We start from the raw sequence: 19,544 nt of genomic DNA, 5'->3' as shown, positions 1-19,544 counted from the left end.
CTAAGAAAGGTTAAGAAGCCTCAAATCCTTACTGTTGCCTGTTGCCAGATGAGCTGTTCCCTAATCTCAACCGTTAACGTTAATTTGTCCGACTACTTAGTTATCCATCATTCATCTGCGTGTATTCAACCCTGGAAGAGAAATACCAACGCCTGCGGAAAGAACTGATTGGTGGTGGACTCGCCCTGTTGGGAGTCGCTCTAATCGGTACGTTATGGTACAAACTGGTGGAGGGGTGGTCATGGTCAGATGCTGCCTACATGACGATTATTACTCTGGCAACCGTTGGCTATGGCGAGACGAATCCTCTGGGCGATCGCGGACGGCTGTTCACCATTTCCCTGATCTTCATGGGTCTTATCGCCATTGGTTATATCGTCAATCGCTTTACAGAAGCCCTGATTCAAGGCTACTTTCAACAAGGAATTCGACTGAGGCAACGACGACGCTTGATTGATACCTTAACCAACCACTATATCCTCTGCGGCTTTGGGCGTACCGGGCGTCAGATTGCCCTAGAATTTAAGGCGGAGGGGATTCCATTTGTGATCATCGACTCTCAAGCGGATCAGGTCGAGGAGGCGCGGGAATTGGGTTATATTGTTGCTCAAGGGGATGCCACTTTAGATAGTACCCTACAGGCGGTGAGCATCGAAAAGGCAATTTGTTTGGTGGCGGCGTTACCCTCTGATGCAGAAAATCTGTATACCATTCTCTCTGCTAAAACCCTCAATCCCAAAATCCGCGCTATTGCCCGGGCGAGTTCTGAAGACGCCGTGAAAAAGCTGCAGCGTGCGGGTGCAGATGCGGTGGTGTCTCCCTACATCACTGGGGGTAAACGCATGGCATCGGCTGCCCTGAGACCCCAGGTGATGGACTTTGTCGATGGGATTATCACGGGGGCTGATCGTTCATTTTACATGGAAGAATTTCTAATTGATCCCTCAAGCTGTCCTTTTACCGGAAAAACCCTACGGGAAGCCCACTTGCGATCGCAAACCGGGGCATTAGTTTTGGCAATTCGCCGCGCCGATGGCAATCTGATTGCTGGACCTAATGGTGAAACCCCCCTACTCTCTGGAGATGTTCTCATCTGCATGGGGACAGCCGAACAAATTCGCCTACTCAACCGTGTTCTCAGCCCCCTGCGTTCTCACTGGGTACGACGACCTAAACATGGTTAAGTCGGTAGGTGCAATAACAGTTAACGGCAGGGATCGTCATTTGTCTTATGTCTTATGCCATTCGTCATTCGTCCTTTGTAAGGGTTTGAGGCTTGTTTATAAAACAAGCGTGGGCGTGCTGTTTTCTTTTTTCCGACTACTGAGATTTATAGCAGTCGCCAAGGCGATTAGGACAAAGCCCAACGCTGAAACCTTGACCAGTCAATCTTTTCCCTTGGAGCCTTCTGCCCTCTACCCTCTGCCTTTTGCTATATTATCCATATATTCTCGCCAGTATGTAATCTTTCCTTGATCAAGTTCAAATATAATGGCATCCTCAGCTTTTGACAATTCACCTGTTTCTTTATTTCTTTGACGCCAAATCCATTCTACGGCTCCTTTATTTCCCTGAACAATTATGGTGTTAATAGTAATCTGAGTTTCTGTAACTTGGGCAAAATAATCCTCTGCTGCTGCTTGAATTTGCTGTTTACCCCTGAATCGAGAACCAGGGACAATAAACACACTATCTTCGGCAAAATCAGCGATAATTTTATCTGAATCCGCCGTTTCCCAAGCTTGCGCTTGCCGTTGGATCAGTTCTGGAATCGTTGGTTTTATGGGTTTGGTGTCTGGTGAGAGCATCGCTATAATACTACCCTTCGATAAATTAGAACAGGAGTGCAGATTAGCCGCAACTGCGCTACTTGTAAGGCTAGAGTAACTCAAGATAGCCAACGCGATCGCGCCGAGAATCACGGTGCATGTCAACGTTGTAGGTTGGGTGGAGGAACGAAACCCAACTCGCCCAACTCCCTTGGTTGGCTGGAACATTTTGTGCAAACTTGACATGTTCCCAATAATCACTTTCCAGATAGAGAGTTTAGCGTCATCGGACTTTTGTTGGTGTGTTGACATGATAATGTATTCAAAATAACGTCGCGGGCAACAGCTTCCACAACATTGATACTGACAGAATTGCCCAACTGATAGTACGCTTTATCATCGTTACGATGCAAAATAAACTCATCGGGAAATCCCTGGAGACGGGCGGCTTCTCGCGGTGTTATTCTCCGAACACGATGATTGTGATAAATTCCTAATCGATTGGCATCGCTAGCAACCAACGTGACTGATATTTTCCGGGGATCTAAAAACTTGTAAATCTCAAACGAGAAGTTTCCTGATACAGGTTTGTATTTGCCATCAACAATTTGTAAATATTTTTTAGCCACAAGTGAATCAAGAACTTGTTCTAAATGAGGATGATTAAAAAAGCTAGCGATTTGCTCTCGACTAAGCAACTTACCATCTTGATTACGACCGAATACTTTATTCCGACGCTTCAAAATAAAACGATTCATTAACTCAATTTCTTCTGGACTACATTTTCCCCGTAAACCCAGTTCCCAGGAGTGCAGAGAATTTCCGCCACGATAATCAATCAGCCGCCGACCATGCAATTGAGTTAAATTATTGTTTAACCGATTTTTTAGGGCTTCAACAAACTCCGGCAACAATCATATTTAGAGTCAGGATTATCTTCTAATATATCAGCCACAGCAACTGGTTGGCTCAAGGGATTAAATAAGGATAGCTGCTGACAATTATAAGAATGGGAATCGGGCGGACCCACATCAGAAATTAACTCAAATTTTGGCGAAGCCCCTAAAATCCCGACCATGTACAGGCGAACCCGGTTTTGCGGTAATCCAAAATTAGCACTGTTTAGCAGAAATGTATCAAAGCTATAGCCTCGCTCTTGAATTTCATGCTTGATTGTTTCTAGCGTTCTACCCCGATCATGAGTATAAAGACCGCGAACATTTTCAAAAATTAACGCTTGAGGTTTACAGGTATCGATTAATCTCAATATTTCAAAAAACAATGTTCCTCTCGTGTCTCCAAATCCCGCCTTTTTTCCCGCATAGGAAAAGGACTGACAAGGAAAACCTGCCAATAAAAAATCATGGGGTGGTAATTGGTTAATTGCTCGGATATCTCCTAATACCTCATGGTTGAAATTATTTTTGTAAACCCATTGACAATCTGGACTGATTTCACTTGCTAAAACACATTCAGTTTTGTAATTTAAGGTGTTAGCTGCTTGTTCAAAGGCTAGGCGCATACCCCCTATACCTGCAAATAAATCAATAAACCGGATCTTAGTCATGAGCTACATAGATAGATAATTTTAATTCCTTACTTCTTCGAGACTTTGGAGTCATTATCAATTATTTGTTACATTAATGATAATTTATAATTAATTTTTAAGCTGATTTTTTATATCATTATATAAAAGGATAAAATAACTGGGAACATTAACTATAGTAAGCTTTAGCTTACTTTAGCTTTTAGCCAGGAAATTGATTTCCTGGCGATGCTTTACAATCATGTCGATGTCCATCTGGATAAATAGTTGAACAATCGACATAAGCATTAGAAAAATTAACATTATGACTGCGAAAAAAAATTGCTCCCTTTAACTGAGCTTGACTTAGATTTGCCTTGGTTAAATTAGCACCGCTTAAGTTAGCATAATTCAAATTCGCATCGCTTAGATCAGCATTGCCTAAATCAGCCCCTTGTAAATTGGTATAGGCTAAATTAGCACCCCGTAAATTGGCATGACGTAATGTTGCTCTTGATAGATTCGCTTGTTGTAAATTTGCCTGAGATAGATTACTCTGGCATAGTTTAGTATCGCTTAACTCAGCCGCTTGTAGTTTGGCTTGTTGCAGTTGAGCTTGACTGAGATTAGAGTAAGGTAGGTAAGTTTTTTGTAAATTAGATTCCTTCAAATTAATGCCTTGTAGATTAGCTTCAAATAAGTCCGCCTCACTGATATCCATTGCACTGAAGTCGCGTCTACCCCTAGCATATTGAGCTAGTAACTCTGTTCTACCAATTTTCTCCATCGGTTCTGTGACTCTGGAAGCTTGTGCTTCCTCTTCCCAATTTAATCTGCCTGATCAGGTCAGTAGAGATTTATGATTAAAACCCTGTATAAATTGTAAGGCATTGTAGCAAAAGCTACATTATTTCTAATTTTTTTTTAAGGATTATCACAATTTATGTTTAACCCTTGATATAGATTGACAGGAAGAAATATATGTGATAAATAAACTCTAGCTTGAGCGTATCAGTCAAGTCTTCAAAATCAGGGCTAATCAACTGGGTTTCTAGATAGGCAAATGACGATATTTTTCATCCTAATAATCATGAATCATGAAAGTCGGTTTGGTAATCTATCCAGGGATGTTTTATGATCAAGATTGAAAATGATTAACTCTTATATGACGACAGCTATATTAAACACTTCTAGATAAAAGCCAGAGCGAACACTATCCTGAAAAAACTATGTCCAACCCCCAATTATCGATCGCACAACATTATCACGAGCGCACCAAATACGATCCGGAGACGATCGCGTCCAAAAATAAGCGACTAGACTGGGACAATCAACCGATACCCTTTAAAGAGTATAAACTAGGGACGACCATTGACCTGAAGCCCTATCTAAAAGAAGATCCCCAAGCATTCGCCCAGGAACCGGGTAAACGTTGGTGGCGGTTGTCACGGTTGCTGTTGTGCAGCTATGGCTTAACGGCTAAGATGGCAACCATGATAGGACCTCCCGTTTATTTAAGGGCGGCGCCGTCGGCGGGGGGATTGTATCCAGCGGAAGTCTATTTAATTTCTCGGGGAACCTCTATATTATCGCCGGGATTGTATAACTATCAGTGTCCTAGCCATTCTCTGGTGCGTTTTTGGGATAGCGAGGTTTGGTCGGCGCTACAGGAGGCTTGCTTCCAGCATCCTAGCTTAGAGACAACAGAACTGGCGATTATCACCACTGCTATATTTTATCGTTCGGCTTGGCGCTATGAAGACCGCGCCTATCGGCGAGTGTTTCTGGATACGGGTCATTTGTTGGGCAATATTGAACTGGCGGGTGCGTTAACGGGGTATCGCCCCTCTCTGATTGGGGGCTTTGTGGATCAGAAGGTGAATGATCTGCTTTATCTTAACCCGGAACAAGAAGGCGCGATCGCAGTTGTTCCCCTCGCTGATCAATTTCAGGGACAAAGCAACCCCTCTCAGCCTACTGCTTTACCGTCAGCGACACAGGTTGACTATCCTGAACTTCCTGATGGGGAATTGCTGGCTTACCTGCACCAAGCAACACAAATTGAACCAACGGATAAAGAACAAATCAAATCGCCACCATCGGAGGATTCAGAGTCGGAAAACTTAGGTGAAGATAAGTATAATTTTCCCTTCTGTACCAAAATCTCCACGGCTACAGCACCGATTCAATGGGGTAGCATGACAGAGGAAGGCTATGCGCCTCAAGCCTTGGAAAACACGATTCTCAAACGGCGCTCCACTCGCGCTTACAGTGGTGCGCCGCTAACGTTAGATGAACTTAACTTGCTGCTTGATTTCACCTATCAACCGCAACACTACAGTGAGCAAGGATTTGATTGTTCACCCGATTATTTTGATCTGAGTTTAATTGAAACCTTTGTGGCAATTTCAGGAGTAGCGGGTTTAGACGAAGGCTGCTATTACTACGCACCCAAAGCCCAAGAATTGCGGCAAATCCGCTTTAAAAACTTCCGGCGAGAATTACATTATTTGTGTTTGGGACAAGAGTTAGGGCGAGATGCTAGTGTGGTTCTCTTTCACACCGCTGACTTAAACAAAGCTGTGGCAAAGTATGGCGATCGCGCTTATCGTTACCTGCATTTGGATGCAGGTCATTTGGGACAACGGCTCAATTTAGCGGCGATTTATTTAACCTTGGGGGTGAGTGGTATTGGCGGGTTCTTTGATCAGCAAGTGAATGAGGTTTTGGGGATTCCACCCGATGAGGCGGTTCTCTATATTACTACTTTGGGGCGTCCGAGACGTTGATGGTTATTGGTCATTTGTCATTTGTTATTCGTCATTTGTCCTTGCATTTATAGGGAGCGGGTTTCGTTATATTTGAGGACAAAAGAAACGTTAATCGGATATCATATATCTTTGTCGGTAAGCCTCGACACCCGCCAAGAACTCAAGTTCTTGGCTAAAAGCTTAAGTCCATTAAAATGGACTAAGCTAAAATGCATTTAAATTGTGTATTAGCTGTTGCCTGTTGCCTGTTGCCTGTTGCCTTTCAGGGTTTTAGGTATCCCAATTTAAATGCCGAACAGCTTACTATAGCACTACGCATTGAGGTTAGGACAAAAATTAGGTTAAAAGACAGCAACCCTTATCTAGCTAGCATCTTGTCCGGATTTGTCATGAACCTTTTCTATCGTCTTAATTTCATGGATTCGGACTTGGAAATAACTATCTCCATCAACATAGGTACTATTAATCTGCTCCAGGAGTTCTTTGGGACTCCAGCCTCGTGGTTCTCCATACTTATACTCATAGTACGTCAAATCCCACCATACAGTGGTACTGCGTAAAAATTGTTCCCACCGATAGGGGTTATCAAGCATATCTTGAGCGATCGCTTCTTTAGATGGAGCCTCAACAACTTTGAAGTTGCTTTCGTAAACGCCTTCATCACATACAGATGTTATTAAAAATAATGCCATGACGCCACCTCGACCAACCTGCTGACACGTTCTACCCAATCTTGATGTCCGGATAGGGTGTTTAATTTCTTGCCGTCTGCACTCCAGAGGGGTTCCTCCACCATTACTAATCGTGATATCCTTCGGACTAAATTTTGCTAATTTAGGTTAAACTATTCTTAAGTTTTATCATCAGCGTGCCAGTAACCATTAACTATCAATCCCCAACCCAACCCATCGAAACTCGCTGTAGCTTCTGGTTGCAGTGGGTATTACTAACGCTGTTGGGTTTTGTGGCAAGCCTATTTTGGATTGAGATTGGAGAAAGACCAGATATTAATCTGATTGAGGGAATCATTGGTGGCACAATCATTGGATTCGCCCAATGGCTAGTGTTAAGACGACATCTTTCCTCCGCTTGGTGGTGGATTATTGCCAGCCTCCTCGGTTGGGGAGTCATTGGGTTGAGTTCGTTTGGGTTCATCGGTTGGTTTGCTCCCCGAACCCTGCGTCTTTTCCCTCGGTTAGTTTATGGAGTCATTGATGGAGCTACCCTGGGGCTAATCCTGGGAATGGCGCAATGGTGGGTTCTCAGACAGTATGTTAGCAAAGCGTGGGGATGGATTTTTGCCAATATTCTATACTGGTCGATCAGTTTGGCGATAGGTTGGATTGTTGGCGGAATTTTGCGTCACGTCACCCATCTTTTCTTGAGCGAAGTCGTGGGTTTAGGGATAACGTGGATGTTAGTTGCAGGGTTAACCGGAATGACTTTTACTCAATTCGCGGAATTCCTCACCCGTCTACATGGTGGGAATGGTGCTTCGATGGGAGCATCCCCTTTAGGAAAAAGCATGACCTAAAGTAACGGCATTGCAAGGGTTTCAGCACCCTGAAAAGAGCTAACGTGAATTGTCAACCCCGCCCTCCTACGAGACGGGGTGGTTTACCGTGATGGAAGATGGATTACACCATAACCAGGTTGCCTAAAGCAATCTAACCGAGTATAGGAAATCATTGGTTACAATGGTTTACGTTAGTGGTCATTAAGATGCTGATAGCTATAGAAGGCGTAGGTATCAAATAAGGCTGCTACAAAGCTACAGGTCAAGCCAATCACGATCAGCCCTTCCACAAAACAGCCGTTACCAAAAATTGCCAGAAATTGCAACACATCGTTGGCGCCTGTTTGACCGAGAGTTTCCAAGCCAGGAACCCAGCTCAGCGTACACAGAAAGGCGAAAAAGCCCATGAAAAGGACAACAGGAGCAGTAAAGCTGAGCAGGGTTGTTAAAGCAAGGGAACGAATCAATGTAGGTAGAGTAGTCATAAAATAATTAGCTCGTTATGGCAAGTGAGTGAACAAAACGTGAGTGTCGCCGTCAACAGGCGCTCTGTATATAACGATAGGTGCGATCGCCGCCAATAAACGAAATTGTCAGAAATCTTAAATCTTCATTAAGAATCTTGGTAAAACTCCGTAAAATTTACCAAGCAGAGGGCGACAAATTAGAGTATATCGCCCTTTCGGGTGATGTCAATCCACTTCAATGTTGAGTACATCGGCGGGAATCTGGTTGATCAGATAACCACGGGATGGTTTTTGTTGGTCAAGCGATCGACAGGGGGGAGGAGAGGGGGGATGGAACCAGTGGTGATCAAATTCGTTCCAGAGGCGTTGTAACTGTAGATTAATCGCACTGTCGGCTAAAATCCCCATGACGACCTGATTGATACCCAGTAAGTCGGGTAAATCACCCCTAACATAAATTTTGCCACTCATTACCGCCGCATCCAATGTCACAGAACCTGTAATGATATCTCTGAGAGTTTCAGCATCGCTGCAAAAGTGAACGGGTTGGGGTTCCGCCAAGGATTCGATGCGAACCTGTAACCGTTCATCTCCCTGCGCCCACAGTTGCAACTGAGTTCCATCTAGTTCAATCACAGCCGTTTTGCCAGAAACAGTCTGAACCAACCTGCACCACGTCGAATTTCCTTGGCGGCGCAGGATTTCTACCAGGCGATATAACCATTGAGCCAACTGTTCATTATTTGTCATTTGTCCTTCGTCATTTGTCATTTGTTAGGGAACAGGGAACAGGGAACAGGGAACAGGGAATAGGGAACAGGGAATAGGGAATAGGGAATAGGGAATAGGGTAATGGGCTATAGAAATTTTGTTTCACATCTTCCCCAGCTCCCCTAGCTTTCCCAGCTTCCCCAGCTTCTAGTTACGAATAAGTTGGAATCGGTGGTAAGTCCGGTGCTTCCTCGAGGTTGCTCATGTTATCCGCATCAATCTCCCCTGTCGTCAGAAAACGGAAGGTTTCCTGATACAAACTCTTCCAGAAACGGTTCGTCATCCCCTGACTCACTTCTATCGGGTCTATCATCGGATGAGGTACAAGGTCACTGGCTGGATAGAGATAGTAGCAGTGTCCCTTGCCTTTCGCCCCGATTTGGTCAAAGAATCTCTGGTTAGTTTTCAGATCAGCCGCGTCTTCGTTCTCCGTTAATACCAAAAATGTGGGGATCTTCTCTAAGGTTTCTCGGTTTTTATCACTACGAACAAAGGCACCAAAACGGTTAGCAGCAGTCAAACAGCCCACCGGAAAACTAATATTTTGCTCCCAAGAAAATTCTCTCAAGTCTAGGGGACCCGTGAGGTTAATGTAACGCTCATTAACTTCATTAGACACTTCTAAAAGCGGAGCATAAGCCACCACCTTTTTAATTCGATCTGGTCGAGACGCCGCTAGTCCGAGAGCAACGGCACCACCAACAGAGAGTCCCACCGTATAAATTGGTCCTGGCATCGCCTCTAATTCTGCCAAACGTTCCTGGGCATCGGTTAAATACTCCATGTGAGACGAGGTGAAATAGCGATCAAAATCCGGGTCATTGGCTCGCTCAATTGCCAATGCCATATCCAATAGCTGGGGTGCCATTTTGATGATCCGACCAATCAGCGCCATCTTCTGAAACGTGGTCAATCGTTGAAATTGCCCTTGCGATTTATTATCACGATTGGACAAGAAAAGGTCTAAAACGGCATCTTCTCGGGCTTTTCCCCGTAGCGGATCACGAAATTCGGGCTTGAGGTCAACTTGGGGCCAATAATTATCAGGTGGCATAAACCCATGACCCGCTAAAGGAATTTGATAGATATTAAACCCGTTGCGAAACAGGTAGTCACCGATCAGAAACATTTGCATTGGTTTGGCAGAGAAGCCATGAAAGATCATCACTGTCCCGTGAATAGATTCTCCCGGTTCATGCATCTGATAAAAGGGAGCCACTCCTTCACGTTTGTCTGGGTGATAGAACCAGGAAATGTAGTAATTTTCAATCGCTTTTTTGGTTTGAGCGATTTGATCAGCCGTTGGAGTAATCATGGTGTTTCAGTGTAAAGGGTTGAGTGTTGATCCTGGGCTTCGCTTAAGGACATAGTTTTGATCTGTCTATTGCTCTCCGTATTGATCTAATAGAACTTTGAATTTTTCCAGATTTTTAGGTCGGTAGTCAAAAACTTTTTGCCAACGTTGTTTAACACTCTCATGCAGCTCATTAAAGTCATCACTTACTGTGCGGGTTATCTGTCCAGTTTTGAATGTTAATCGACCGATAAAACTCTGCGGCTCATTGCTGAACATGATAGTTGGGTCAGGGTGAATACCATATTCGATGACGGTTGGATCAAGTTCCAAACCTAGACGTTGTTGCTGGCGCAATTGCTCAATAGAGTCAATCATCCACAGCAACGCTCCATCGGATAAACCAGCTTGTTCTTGAGATCCACCGCCCACTGAGCCATGAACGCCGGGAAACCAGACTTGACGTAGGAATTGATCCACAGGTTGACCCTTATATTCGCTCTTGCGGCTTATCTCCATGGGGGTAACGTTGAAAACCTCACGTTGCTCATCAATAGCAACAGCATGTAGCGCATTCTTAATAATTGGACTTAATGAAGTATCGTGGAATGCGTATTTCTGGTTAACCTTTCGGTCTAAGGACAGAAACTCTGATAAATCGGGAATGCCTAGGGAACCAACTGTGTCCCAGCAGCCAAGAAGCGTAATCGGAACTTGCTCGGCATTATTTTTTTGGCGGAACTGTTCCATCTTGTAGGAATCGGGTTGATCTTCACTCTTACGGGAGCGATAGTTTTCGTAAGCTTCAGGAGCTTTGCGAATCTTGTCTCGTGGTAAGAGTCCTGAATTAAAGATCATTCCTGCCAAGCTGCGAACCGTATAAGCACCGCGACTGAAACCGAATAAATAAATTTCATCGCCGGGTTCATAGTTTAAACAAAGAAAGCGATAGCCATCTTGTATATTGCGATCAATTCCTTGACCAAAAGCACCACCCAAAATCTTGGCAAATGGGTTTTCTGTACCAATTCCCTCATCATAAAAGACAAGCTGGGGAATATTTTGACTACAGGTTGCTTTAACGGCTTGGGCAATCTTAACCACATTCGTGGGATAAGGACTCGTTAGTTTTTGCCAGGTTCCGTCACAACAAACAACCAGACGCTTCATTGATGATTTCTACTCCAAAAAAACTGAATTGACATAAACGGTAGATTCTCCCTTGGCTATAGTGACTGATTTAAGGATCTAAAATGAACCAGGTTAGCGCAACTGAAGCAATCAGTAACCCGACTAACACTAAATTTCCCAGTAATGAAGGGGGTTGACGAATCTGTTGTCGTTTGACTAGCAAAGAGACTCCCCCCTGATTATCCGCCAGTAGGTCATCACTGATAAAAAAGCTGACCTCACTGCCAAATTTTAGGGTAAATGAGGTGTTTTTTGCTTTAGATAGGGCAAGTTCTGGTGTTGCATATACACCTGTCGTGGGTACACTAACGACAAATTCACTGGAGGTTATGTAGTATTCATTCAGCCATCCAGTAGTACAATTTTCGCCATTTTCATCACATTCATAGACGAAACTCCAACGACTCCAGGCATCATACATGCCACCTTGAGATTGACCAATAAACTGAATCTCATACGTACCCGGTTTCAAATATTTGATGACGGGGTTATTATTGTTATTAGCTCGCGCATCAATATTAATAATTGTCACATCAGGAGAACGAGTCAAAAGGGATTGCCCGGATTGAGCTTGATTGGTCATAGTTCACCCTCTATAAATGCTGCAAATAGTTACTCAAAAAGACAGTTTAGCTGAATGGATTGCTAACCTTCAAGCTTCTATAATGTCTGATATGTTGCCCTTAAGCCAACATTCGTTTGTGTTTCTTAATGAAACCTGTTCAAGATTTACGCAGCTACGCCATCTATAGTGGCAATGGTGCGTTACGCTACGCTAACACCCCCTACATGTACAGCATTTGCGATTAAGGTCTAAGTGCTGGACGGCTGATTTTTCCCTAGTGAAAGAAGGCAGAAATAACTGAACAGCGAACATCTCCCTAGCTCCCCTGAGTCAGGGGAGGACAGGGATAGAGTGATCACGTTTCGTTGGCAAATGCTATATAAGCACTACCCGCATAAGGACACCCTTGAGCATCTGCATTATGCGCCCCGGTGATGATCACACTCTGACTCAGAGCAACGGTATACCCAAACCCGTCTTGTGGTTGCACCTCTGGGGAGTATAATTTCTGTTTTTGCTGCCATGTCCCCTGATTGAGTTGGAAAATGTAGGCGCTTCCGGCATCAGAAGTCCCGACGACAGCCACTTGTCCCTGAATGGCGACAGAACAGCCGAAGCCATGGCGACGCTGTAAGTCATCGGGTTGCAGCTTCTGTTTTTGCTGCCACACCCCGTTTTCCTGTTGGAAAATGTAGGCAGCGCCAGTATCGGGATACCGTTGGGCATCAACACCATAGGCACCGACAATCGCCACCTCGCCACTGATCGCGATCGCATTCCCAAAATTATCCCCATATTGTAAGTCAGCAGGTTGGAGTTTCTGTTTTTGTTGCCACACCCCGTTCTCTAACTGGAAACTATAGGCACTCCCGGCAAATTGACCGCCATCTGCTTTGGCAAGACGCGCCCCGATGATCGCCGTGTTGCCACTAATCGCCACCGCACCGCCGAAACCATCCCCACGCTGTAAGTCATCGGGTTGTAGTTTCTGTTTTTGTTGCCACACCCCGTTCTCAAGCTGGAAAATATAGGCACTCCCGGCTTCAGGACGACTTTCGGCGTCTACGGTATAAGCACCGACGATCGCGAAATTGTCACCAATCGCCACCGCACTCCCGAAGCAGTCATTTGCCTGTAAGTCAGCGGGTTGGAGTTTCTGTATTTCTGTCCACACGCCGTTTTCCTGTTGGAAAATATAGGCGCTTCCGGCATTCGGGCGATCGGGCGCATCAGTAAAATAGGCACCCACTATCGCCAGATTTCCATGAATAGCAACCGCATTCCCAAAAACATCTTGATGCCCAAACCCCGACGGTTGCAGTTTCTGTATTTCCGTCCACACGCCGTTTGTGTGTTGGAAAATATAGGCACTGCCCACAGCCGGACAACCATTCACTGGAGCCAAACGCGCCCCAATAATCGCTGTCTCGCCACTCATGGCAATCGCGCTACCAAAGATACCTTTTTCGGGTAAATCTGGGGGTTGTAGCTTCTGTTGAGGCTGCCAGGTTGGGCAGGGTATGACTAACGGCATCCAGGCTTTGACGGAGGTGAACCCAGAATTATTCAGATTTTCAATCACGGCATCCGGAGATGCGCCTTTATAGCCGACAATTGACCAAGCGCCGCGAAAGTCTAAGTGATCAATCAGACGGCTACCGATCGCGCGACAGGCATCTTTGGCAGCTTGGGAGAGATTGATACTGGCATCATCTTTGAGTGCGATCGCCACAATCTTCCCATCGGGTATCGCTTCAATCTTCCGAGCAAAGGCATCCGCCACAGACGCATCCGCAAACAAGTCAAACGAACCCGCCAACAGGGGTTTGCCAGTAGCGGGTTCAAACACCACCACATTTAACCCGCGCTGATATCCTCCTTTAATTGGGATCACAGATCCATTCCGGCTAATATGCGTTAAAAAGCCGTACTCTCCAGCCGCCGATGTCGCCGAAATTGTCGCTGTGTTCGCGAAAATGGAGGGAAGCGCAAAGGAACGAGAACAGGTGACGCCATGCTCATCCGATAACGCTTCAGTCGCCGTTCCCGGTGTCGCTCCCTTTTGACCAATCATCGCCCAAGAACTGCGAAATTGCAGATAGTACACCCAATACGCCCCCAACGCCGCACAAGCATTTTTCGCCCGTTCATCCAGATAGACAGTCCCCTCATCCTGCAGCGCGATCGCCACAATTCGACCAACAGGCAAACTCTCCATCCATTCGGTGAAGGCGATCGCACAACTGGGATCACCAAAGGTATCAAAGGTGGCGCTACCCAGCTTTTGACCCGTCACTTCATGGATAACCGCCACATTCAGTCCGCGATTGTACGGGTCAAACCCGAATTCTGCGTCATTGACAGTAATCCGAGCCGAATTTCCCTGGTTACCAGCGGCAGACTGAACAGTGATATGGAGATGGGCTTCGTTATGGTTCATTTCTTTCTTCTTCCTTCACCCGCATCTGAAAAGTTGGTCATTCGTCATTTGTCATTTGTCATTCGTCATTTGTCAAGTCGGGGCGCGTTTATTTACATCTGGGTGTAACCGAAAAGATAGTAGTGATACTAAGTTGCATTCAAGGGATTGGGAAAAAGGATAGCGTTCATCATCGGGAAAGACTTTATGCATGGGGATGATTTTCACATCCTGACGATCAAACACTTGATCGGCGATCGCATACCCAATCCCGCCAGCGTTTTTCCCCAGTTCTGCAATTACGGCATCAGTACTATCTCGCTCTACCTGGGTGGTATTGGCTCCAGTTCTAAACGGTGCCGCTTTAAACACATCGTAGCGTTGAAACGCCCGCCGGGTATCACTATACTCCGGGCGATCAATCAGTTGAATCGGTCCGGGTTCACCCCCCAGTTCTGACCAATCGGTAATTTCTCCTCGGAATATCCGGGAAAATTGCTCAAAGGTAATATCTATATCCCGATAAGGACTATTGGGTCCGACCAGAATGGCAATCTTTTGCCGACTTAAGGGAATTTGCACTAATCCTTGTGCCTTTTCCACCGCCGTCAACGGGCGTCCAATCGCCGCCAGATCAATTTCTTCGTTGACTAAGGCTTTTAAGGCGGCGGTACTCCCAGCCGCATTGAGTTGAACATCACTATTGGGATACTGTCGTTCAAAGCGCTCTTTTAAGGCTTGATTTACCTTTGCCATACTGCTAGAACCATCCAGCCGCACCGTTGTCCCACGGGGAACGGATTCTGGTACCTCGAATTCCTCCGGTGAAACCTGAGCCAATACCGGACTCAGCCGCAGGGAGGTGAATCGAAACTGAGGGGGAACTGTTCCTAGCGTCAAAAATAGGATACCTGAGGCAAGAAATGCCTCTTTAGGTTTGAACATCTGCATCATCAGTAACCTGGATTCTAGTTAATAAGTTTTTGAGTTAACGCTTCAGGGAGGCTCAAGCCATGTCATATTATGTCCGGTTGAATACTCACATTTAGGTGGAGACAAGGCAGAAGGGAAGGATCAAGGTGGCAAGGAAGAATGATATTACGGTTATTTCGACGGACATGATATCAAATAATTTTTGTCAGCTTTAGAGAACGTCTGGTAATAAAAAAAATATAATATCTTATTTTGCTTTTTTGATCTAGATAGTTCATGAAAGTTAATGTTACTAGAGCAGATACCATAAAATAGATAACGTTTGAGTTTTGACTTGACTCATATCCCTCTGATTAACCGTTAACTTTCATGAAACTCCACCGACTTAACTCAGTTCCGAGAGGTTCTCTAACCAGACTCGAAATCCGACGGGTTGCTCATGACTCAGTTGTTCTATGGCGGAATCGGCTAATGTATCTTTATATCCCACAATCGCCCACGAACTGCGTAATTGTAGATAGCGAATTAGACGACTCCCAATGGATTCACAGGCTTGCTTTGCCCGTTCGGAAAGATTGATAGCGGCATCATCTTTGACCGCAATGGCAATACCGTGATCTGGGGAACAGTCTTCAATGAGTTGGGCAAAGGCGTCGGCATTCTCCGGATTAGTAAATAAATCAAAAGAACGACCGAACTCTTGCGTTTTATCATGGCGGTCAAAGACAACAACATTCAATCCCCGTTGATATCCTCCTTCTATCCCTATCTCTTCGTTATTCCAGGTCATTTGGGCAAAATTGCCCTGATTTCCCCCTGCCGATATCACCCCTAGGCTAGGACGCTGTACAGCATCCGCCGAGACAGGAATTAAACGAGAACAGACCACATTTGAATAGTCCGATAGTTCTTCCTGGGCGATTCCGGGTTTGGCATCTTTTTGACCAATTAGCGCCCAAGAGGTGCGGAATCTGAGACAGTGAACTTGCCGACTGCCCAGGGATTGACAGGCGCGTTTTGCCCGCTGATTCAGGTTGGCACTGGCATCATCTTTAACCGCGATCGCGACAATTCGACCCCTGGGTAACTTGTCCACCAGATCGGCAAATCGGTCGGCGTTTCCCGGTAAAAAGGTATCAAATGTGGTGCAAACTAAGGGGTGTCCTGTTACTTCATCAATAACAGCAACATTCAGTCCGCGACTATAGTGAATAAACCCAATTTCTTGGTCGTTGAGTGTGATCCGGGCTGAGTCACCCATGAACCCACCCGCTGATTGAACCTTTATTGTTACTGGTGAAGAAGTCATTTAAATTAATTAGGGCTTGATGCAACCGTTAAATGATGTTCGTAGTCGGCACGAAGCGTGCCAGAAACGCCAGAAGCGCTAAAGCGCTTACTACAAACTAATGAACATATTCGCCATAGGCAAACCCCCTTGCTTGTATTGTTTCCCCTTGCAGTACGAGAGTCACGTCAACCGCACCCGTCACTTCATCAATAAAGGTATATTGGCGATTCTGATTATCGGGTACAATTAACTCACTCGTAGCATCAAATGCCATGGTTAATGACAATTGATCCTGATCATCCGCCGCTTGTACCTGTAACTGTCGGGGCATACTCACCGTGCGATCGCCAAACAGGGATGCCATGATTCCAGGGAGACGTAACGGTAAACTGGCAGCGGCAGACCAATCCCAATCGATTTGTAACGTAGACCCTAAAAACACCTTCCGCAAGCGAGTGCCAGAATAGATAAAAATATAGGGTAAACCACTAATAGAATGATTTCTATTCGTGCGTTTATCTAACACGAGTGTGAAGGATCTGCCCTGCTTGTCAGTAACATAAGCCACAAACCATTCCCAACCAATATCCTCGCCCCAGCGAAACCGACCAAAATTGCGATCGTGATAGCAAAACCAGTCGTGATCAATGGCAAAGGATCGCCCACAAACGGATAGATCTCCCGAAACCTTTAATCCGGGGATCAATCCCCAACCAATAAAACCGCTACCGAATGGCGCATCTTCAGTGACTAATAGGGGCATGGCTTCTGCTTGTCCTTGAACGTTGAGAGAAAGCTGCGCCCTCTCGTCGTGAACGTGAACCGATGAGTTCATGCCATTAATTTCCAGATTAATCCCCCTCCCTTGTAGACGTAAGGGATGACGACACACCATGTCAGGTTGCCAGTCTAAACTAAAGGTTGTGCCAAAGGTTGCTACCGAGGGAGAGGATTCCAGTTCTGGGGTAATTTGGGTGGAGGGCAAGTTGACAATAAAGCTGACTTGCATCTGCCCCTGTTCCGGTTTGCCGATGAGAGTCGCGTTGACGAGTAGCCGGATTCCCGTTTTCAAATCCAGCAAAATAAAGTGATACCAATCCTTCCAATCTAGGGGTAAGGCGGGATCTTCTAGGGGAATACGTAAAGCTTCGACACGGTTGAGAAGGAGTTGTTCGTTGACATTCATCGTCCTAGAGAACCTCCTTCATTGAGAACATCATTGAACATGACGGGGGAGGTTGGGGTAGGTGTGAGAGGCGGCGGGGCTTGATCCGCGATCGCCTTTACCCACGTCGCCATTTTTGGTGACACCTGAATCAGTCCCAACAGAATCCCCACAAACCAGCGCTGGGCATCCATTCCCAGTTCGGAAACAAAGGTTTTTGTTGCCGCATTGGATACGGAAACCGGGTTGTCCATTCCCTTAACGTTTAAGGTATTGGGAACCAACGTCCACAACCATCGTTCGCCGACATGAAGTAATCCCCCTTGTCCCATCTGCACCCCCAGAGAGGAATGATACGCCGCCGCCGCCGATTGACTGATCACCAGCCATCGGGGGGCTTGGGCTGAAGCAAAGGCGAGGACGCCATTCTTAAAGAAACGAGTACGGCTAAGTTGATTGAGTAATTGGCTACCGGATTCTGTGCGGCTATAGGTATCCCCTTGTTGTGCTAGCAGAATCAGGAGTTCCACCACCAACCAACGCCCCGGAAGCGCATCCAGTCCGGGTAATCCGGTGGTTAAACTGTAGCTAGCTTGGGCAGCAATTGTATTATCAACAGTTGGTATTGTGGAGTCCTGAGTCGCGATCGCCCGAAAACAATTCGCCATTCTAGGTGACACTTGGGCAAGTCCTAAAAGTAGTCCTGAAAACCATTGTTCAGGGTTTTGCGTGTTGAGTATTGACGCTTCGCTTCGCTGATAGGGAACCGGGTTCGTAGGGGCGGGTTTAGGGATTTTCTTGTCGCGATTGATAGTAACGTTTGAGCAAAACCCGCCCTTATTCAATTCTGAGTTAACTCCCCCATCTTCCCCATCTCCCCCATCTCCCCCATCTCCGATTTCAATATCAGTTTGGGCTAAATCAAATAACCATTCCTCCCAAATAGAAAGCAGATGTCGTTGTCCAATTTGGGCGGCGAGGATAGTATTCGCCATGGATAGACTACTGGCGATCCAAGCCGGAACTTGGGCAGAGGAAAAGGCATAAACGCCATTTTTAAAGAACTGGGTGCGACTCAGTTGGGTAAGGAGTTCATTCCCTTGGGGCGTCTGGGCATAATCATTTCCATGTTGGCACAGCCGTGTTAACAATTCTGCAATCAACCAACGGGCAGGAATTTTATCCAAATCGATTAACCCCGACATCAGACCAAAGATTCCGGCGGTACTGGGTTCAGCCGTTCCCAAGTAGTTTTCCTTGCTGTCTCTCGGCGGCGGAAAGGTGACCATTAAAGGATGGATTACGGGAGTGCGATCGCGGGTTTCTGTGGTTTCTAAGATTTCCAATTGGATGGGAATGGCGTCTTCTAGCCAACCGGGAAATCTTAACCAGGTTTTCAGGCTTGTCCCACTCGGCAAATAGTCGGGTACGGGAACGGTTAACTGACAGGTCGATTCATACTCTGGGAACAAATAAACATAAGGGGGTTCCAAACGACTAACAATGGGCAAAATCTCACTGTCATTGACTAGCCAATCATCTAGAGTCGGACGTAAAAGGACGGCTTCATGAAGTTGGTTCCGGATCAATAGTTGGAAAACCAAGTCTGTGCCGGAATGGAGTTGTAACGTTACTTGGGGCAGGACAAGGGTTTTTTTTAAGCGCTGACTCATTTAACACCTAGTCGGACGGCGTTTTACTTTGTCTATTTTAATCCTTATTTCATCTTTATAAACTCTTTTTTTCTAGTCATTCGTCTTATGTCATTTGTCATACTCTCTCCCATTGAGAAGCAAGCCGTTCGTTTATGTATGTAAGGGTTTAAGGGACATCCACATAACTTAACATAGTTTAGTTTATTTCCACT

16 protein-coding genes and 1 pseudogene are annotated in these 19,544 nt (G+C 45.7%); 3 read left to right on the top strand and 14 right to left on the bottom strand.

Features of this window, described 5'->3' with window-relative positions; genetic code table 11:
• Positions 1–119: 119 nt before the first annotated feature.
• The gene (locus RIE73_RS20940; protein ID WP_446403019.1) at positions 120–1,184 is read left to right on the top strand and encodes a potassium channel family protein; all 1,065 of its coding nucleotides are present in this window, start codon (positions 120–122) and stop codon (positions 1,182–1,184) included.
• Between the two features lie 231 nt (positions 1,185–1,415).
• Here RIE73_RS20940 and RIE73_RS20935 read toward each other — a convergent pair whose 3' ends face one another.
• From RIE73_RS20935 to RIE73_RS20925, 3 genes and pseudogenes are all read right to left on the bottom strand, one after another.
• Entirely contained in the window at positions 1,416–2,081 is a 666-nt protein-coding gene (locus tag RIE73_RS20935; protein ID WP_446403018.1) for a nuclear transport factor 2 family protein, read from the bottom strand.
• Positions 2,027–3,336: pseudogene (dcm, locus tag RIE73_RS20930) on the bottom strand (DNA (cytosine-5-)-methyltransferase). Before dcm ends, RIE73_RS20935 begins: the two are co-directional and overlap by 55 nt.
• 181 nt (positions 3,337–3,517) lie before the next feature.
• Positions 3,518–4,081, bottom strand: a complete 564-nt coding sequence (locus RIE73_RS20925) for a pentapeptide repeat-containing protein (RefSeq protein WP_446403017.1) — start codon at positions 4,079–4,081, stop codon at positions 3,518–3,520.
• A 442-nt stretch (positions 4,082–4,523) separates the two neighbouring features.
• Here RIE73_RS20925 and RIE73_RS20920 point away from each other — a divergent pair, with 442 nt between their 5' ends.
• Positions 4,524–6,083, top strand: coding sequence for a SagB/ThcOx family dehydrogenase (locus RIE73_RS20920; RefSeq protein WP_446403016.1), 1,560 nt, complete (start codon positions 4,524–4,526; stop codon positions 6,081–6,083).
• Between the two features lie 344 nt (positions 6,084–6,427).
• Here RIE73_RS20920 and RIE73_RS20915 read toward each other — a convergent pair whose 3' ends face one another.
• Positions 6,428–6,757 carry a hypothetical protein gene (locus tag RIE73_RS20915; protein WP_446403015.1) on the bottom strand — a complete coding sequence of 110 codons (330 nt, stop codon included), beginning with the start codon at positions 6,755–6,757 and terminating at the stop codon, positions 6,428–6,430.
• A gap of 176 nt (positions 6,758–6,933) precedes the next feature.
• On the opposite strand from RIE73_RS20915, the gene RIE73_RS20910 reads away from it, so the two are divergent.
• The gene (locus RIE73_RS20910) at positions 6,934–7,599 is read left to right on the top strand and encodes a hypothetical protein (RefSeq protein WP_446403014.1); all 666 of its coding nucleotides are present in this window, start codon (positions 6,934–6,936) and stop codon (positions 7,597–7,599) included.
• A 173-nt stretch (positions 7,600–7,772) separates the two neighbouring features.
• Here the strand turns inward: RIE73_RS20910 and RIE73_RS20905 are convergent, their stop codons facing one another.
• From RIE73_RS20905 to RIE73_RS20860, 10 genes are all read right to left on the bottom strand, one after another.
• A complete protein-coding gene (locus RIE73_RS20905) occupies positions 7,773–8,066 on the bottom strand; it encodes a hypothetical protein (RefSeq protein ID WP_446403013.1) in 294 nt (97 codons plus the stop codon).
• A gap of 207 nt (positions 8,067–8,273) precedes the next feature.
• On the bottom strand, positions 8,274–8,798 hold the full coding sequence (locus RIE73_RS20900; RefSeq protein WP_446403012.1) for an SCP2 sterol-binding domain-containing protein: 525 nt from the start codon (positions 8,796–8,798) through the stop codon (positions 8,274–8,276).
• Positions 8,799–8,970: 172 nt separating this feature from the next.
• Complete coding sequence (locus RIE73_RS20895) at positions 8,971–10,134, bottom strand: alpha/beta hydrolase (protein ID WP_446403011.1); 1,164 nt, start codon at positions 10,132–10,134, stop codon at positions 8,971–8,973.
• A 66-nt stretch (positions 10,135–10,200) separates the two neighbouring features.
• Positions 10,201–11,283 carry a DUF2235 domain-containing protein gene (locus RIE73_RS20890; RefSeq protein WP_446403010.1) on the bottom strand — a complete coding sequence of 361 codons (1,083 nt, stop codon included), beginning with the start codon at positions 11,281–11,283 and terminating at the stop codon, positions 10,201–10,203.
• Between the two features lie 70 nt (positions 11,284–11,353).
• Positions 11,354–11,887 (bottom strand): hypothetical protein, encoded by a 534-nt coding sequence (locus RIE73_RS20885; protein WP_446403009.1) that lies wholly within the window; start codon positions 11,885–11,887, stop codon positions 11,354–11,356.
• A gap of 337 nt (positions 11,888–12,224) precedes the next feature.
• Complete coding sequence (locus tag RIE73_RS20880; protein WP_446403008.1) at positions 12,225–14,309, bottom strand: interleukin-like EMT inducer domain-containing protein; 2,085 nt, start codon at positions 14,307–14,309, stop codon at positions 12,225–12,227.
• A 72-nt stretch (positions 14,310–14,381) separates the two neighbouring features.
• Positions 14,382–15,233, bottom strand: coding sequence for a substrate-binding domain-containing protein (locus RIE73_RS20875; protein WP_446403007.1), 852 nt, complete (start codon positions 15,231–15,233; stop codon positions 14,382–14,384).
• A gap of 373 nt (positions 15,234–15,606) precedes the next feature.
• Positions 15,607–16,482, bottom strand: coding sequence for an interleukin-like EMT inducer domain-containing protein (locus RIE73_RS20870; protein WP_446403006.1), 876 nt, complete (start codon positions 16,480–16,482; stop codon positions 15,607–15,609).
• Between the two features lie 145 nt (positions 16,483–16,627).
• Entirely contained in the window at positions 16,628–17,698 is a 1,071-nt protein-coding gene (locus tag RIE73_RS20865; protein WP_446403005.1) for a hypothetical protein, read from the bottom strand.
• Positions 17,695–19,350, bottom strand: coding sequence for a hypothetical protein (locus RIE73_RS20860; RefSeq protein WP_446403004.1), 1,656 nt, complete (start codon positions 19,348–19,350; stop codon positions 17,695–17,697). Before RIE73_RS20860 ends, RIE73_RS20865 begins: the two co-directional genes overlap by 4 nt.
• Positions 19,351–19,544 lie beyond the last annotated feature (194 nt).

The organism is Coleofasciculus sp. C1-SOL-03, from assembly GCF_040220555.1.
Classification (GTDB): Bacteria; Cyanobacteriota; Cyanobacteriia; order Cyanobacteriales; family Coleofasciculaceae; genus Coleofasciculus.
The sequence above is the reverse complement of the archived record's forward strand: the minus strand, read 5'-3'. Positions and strand labels throughout refer to the sequence as shown.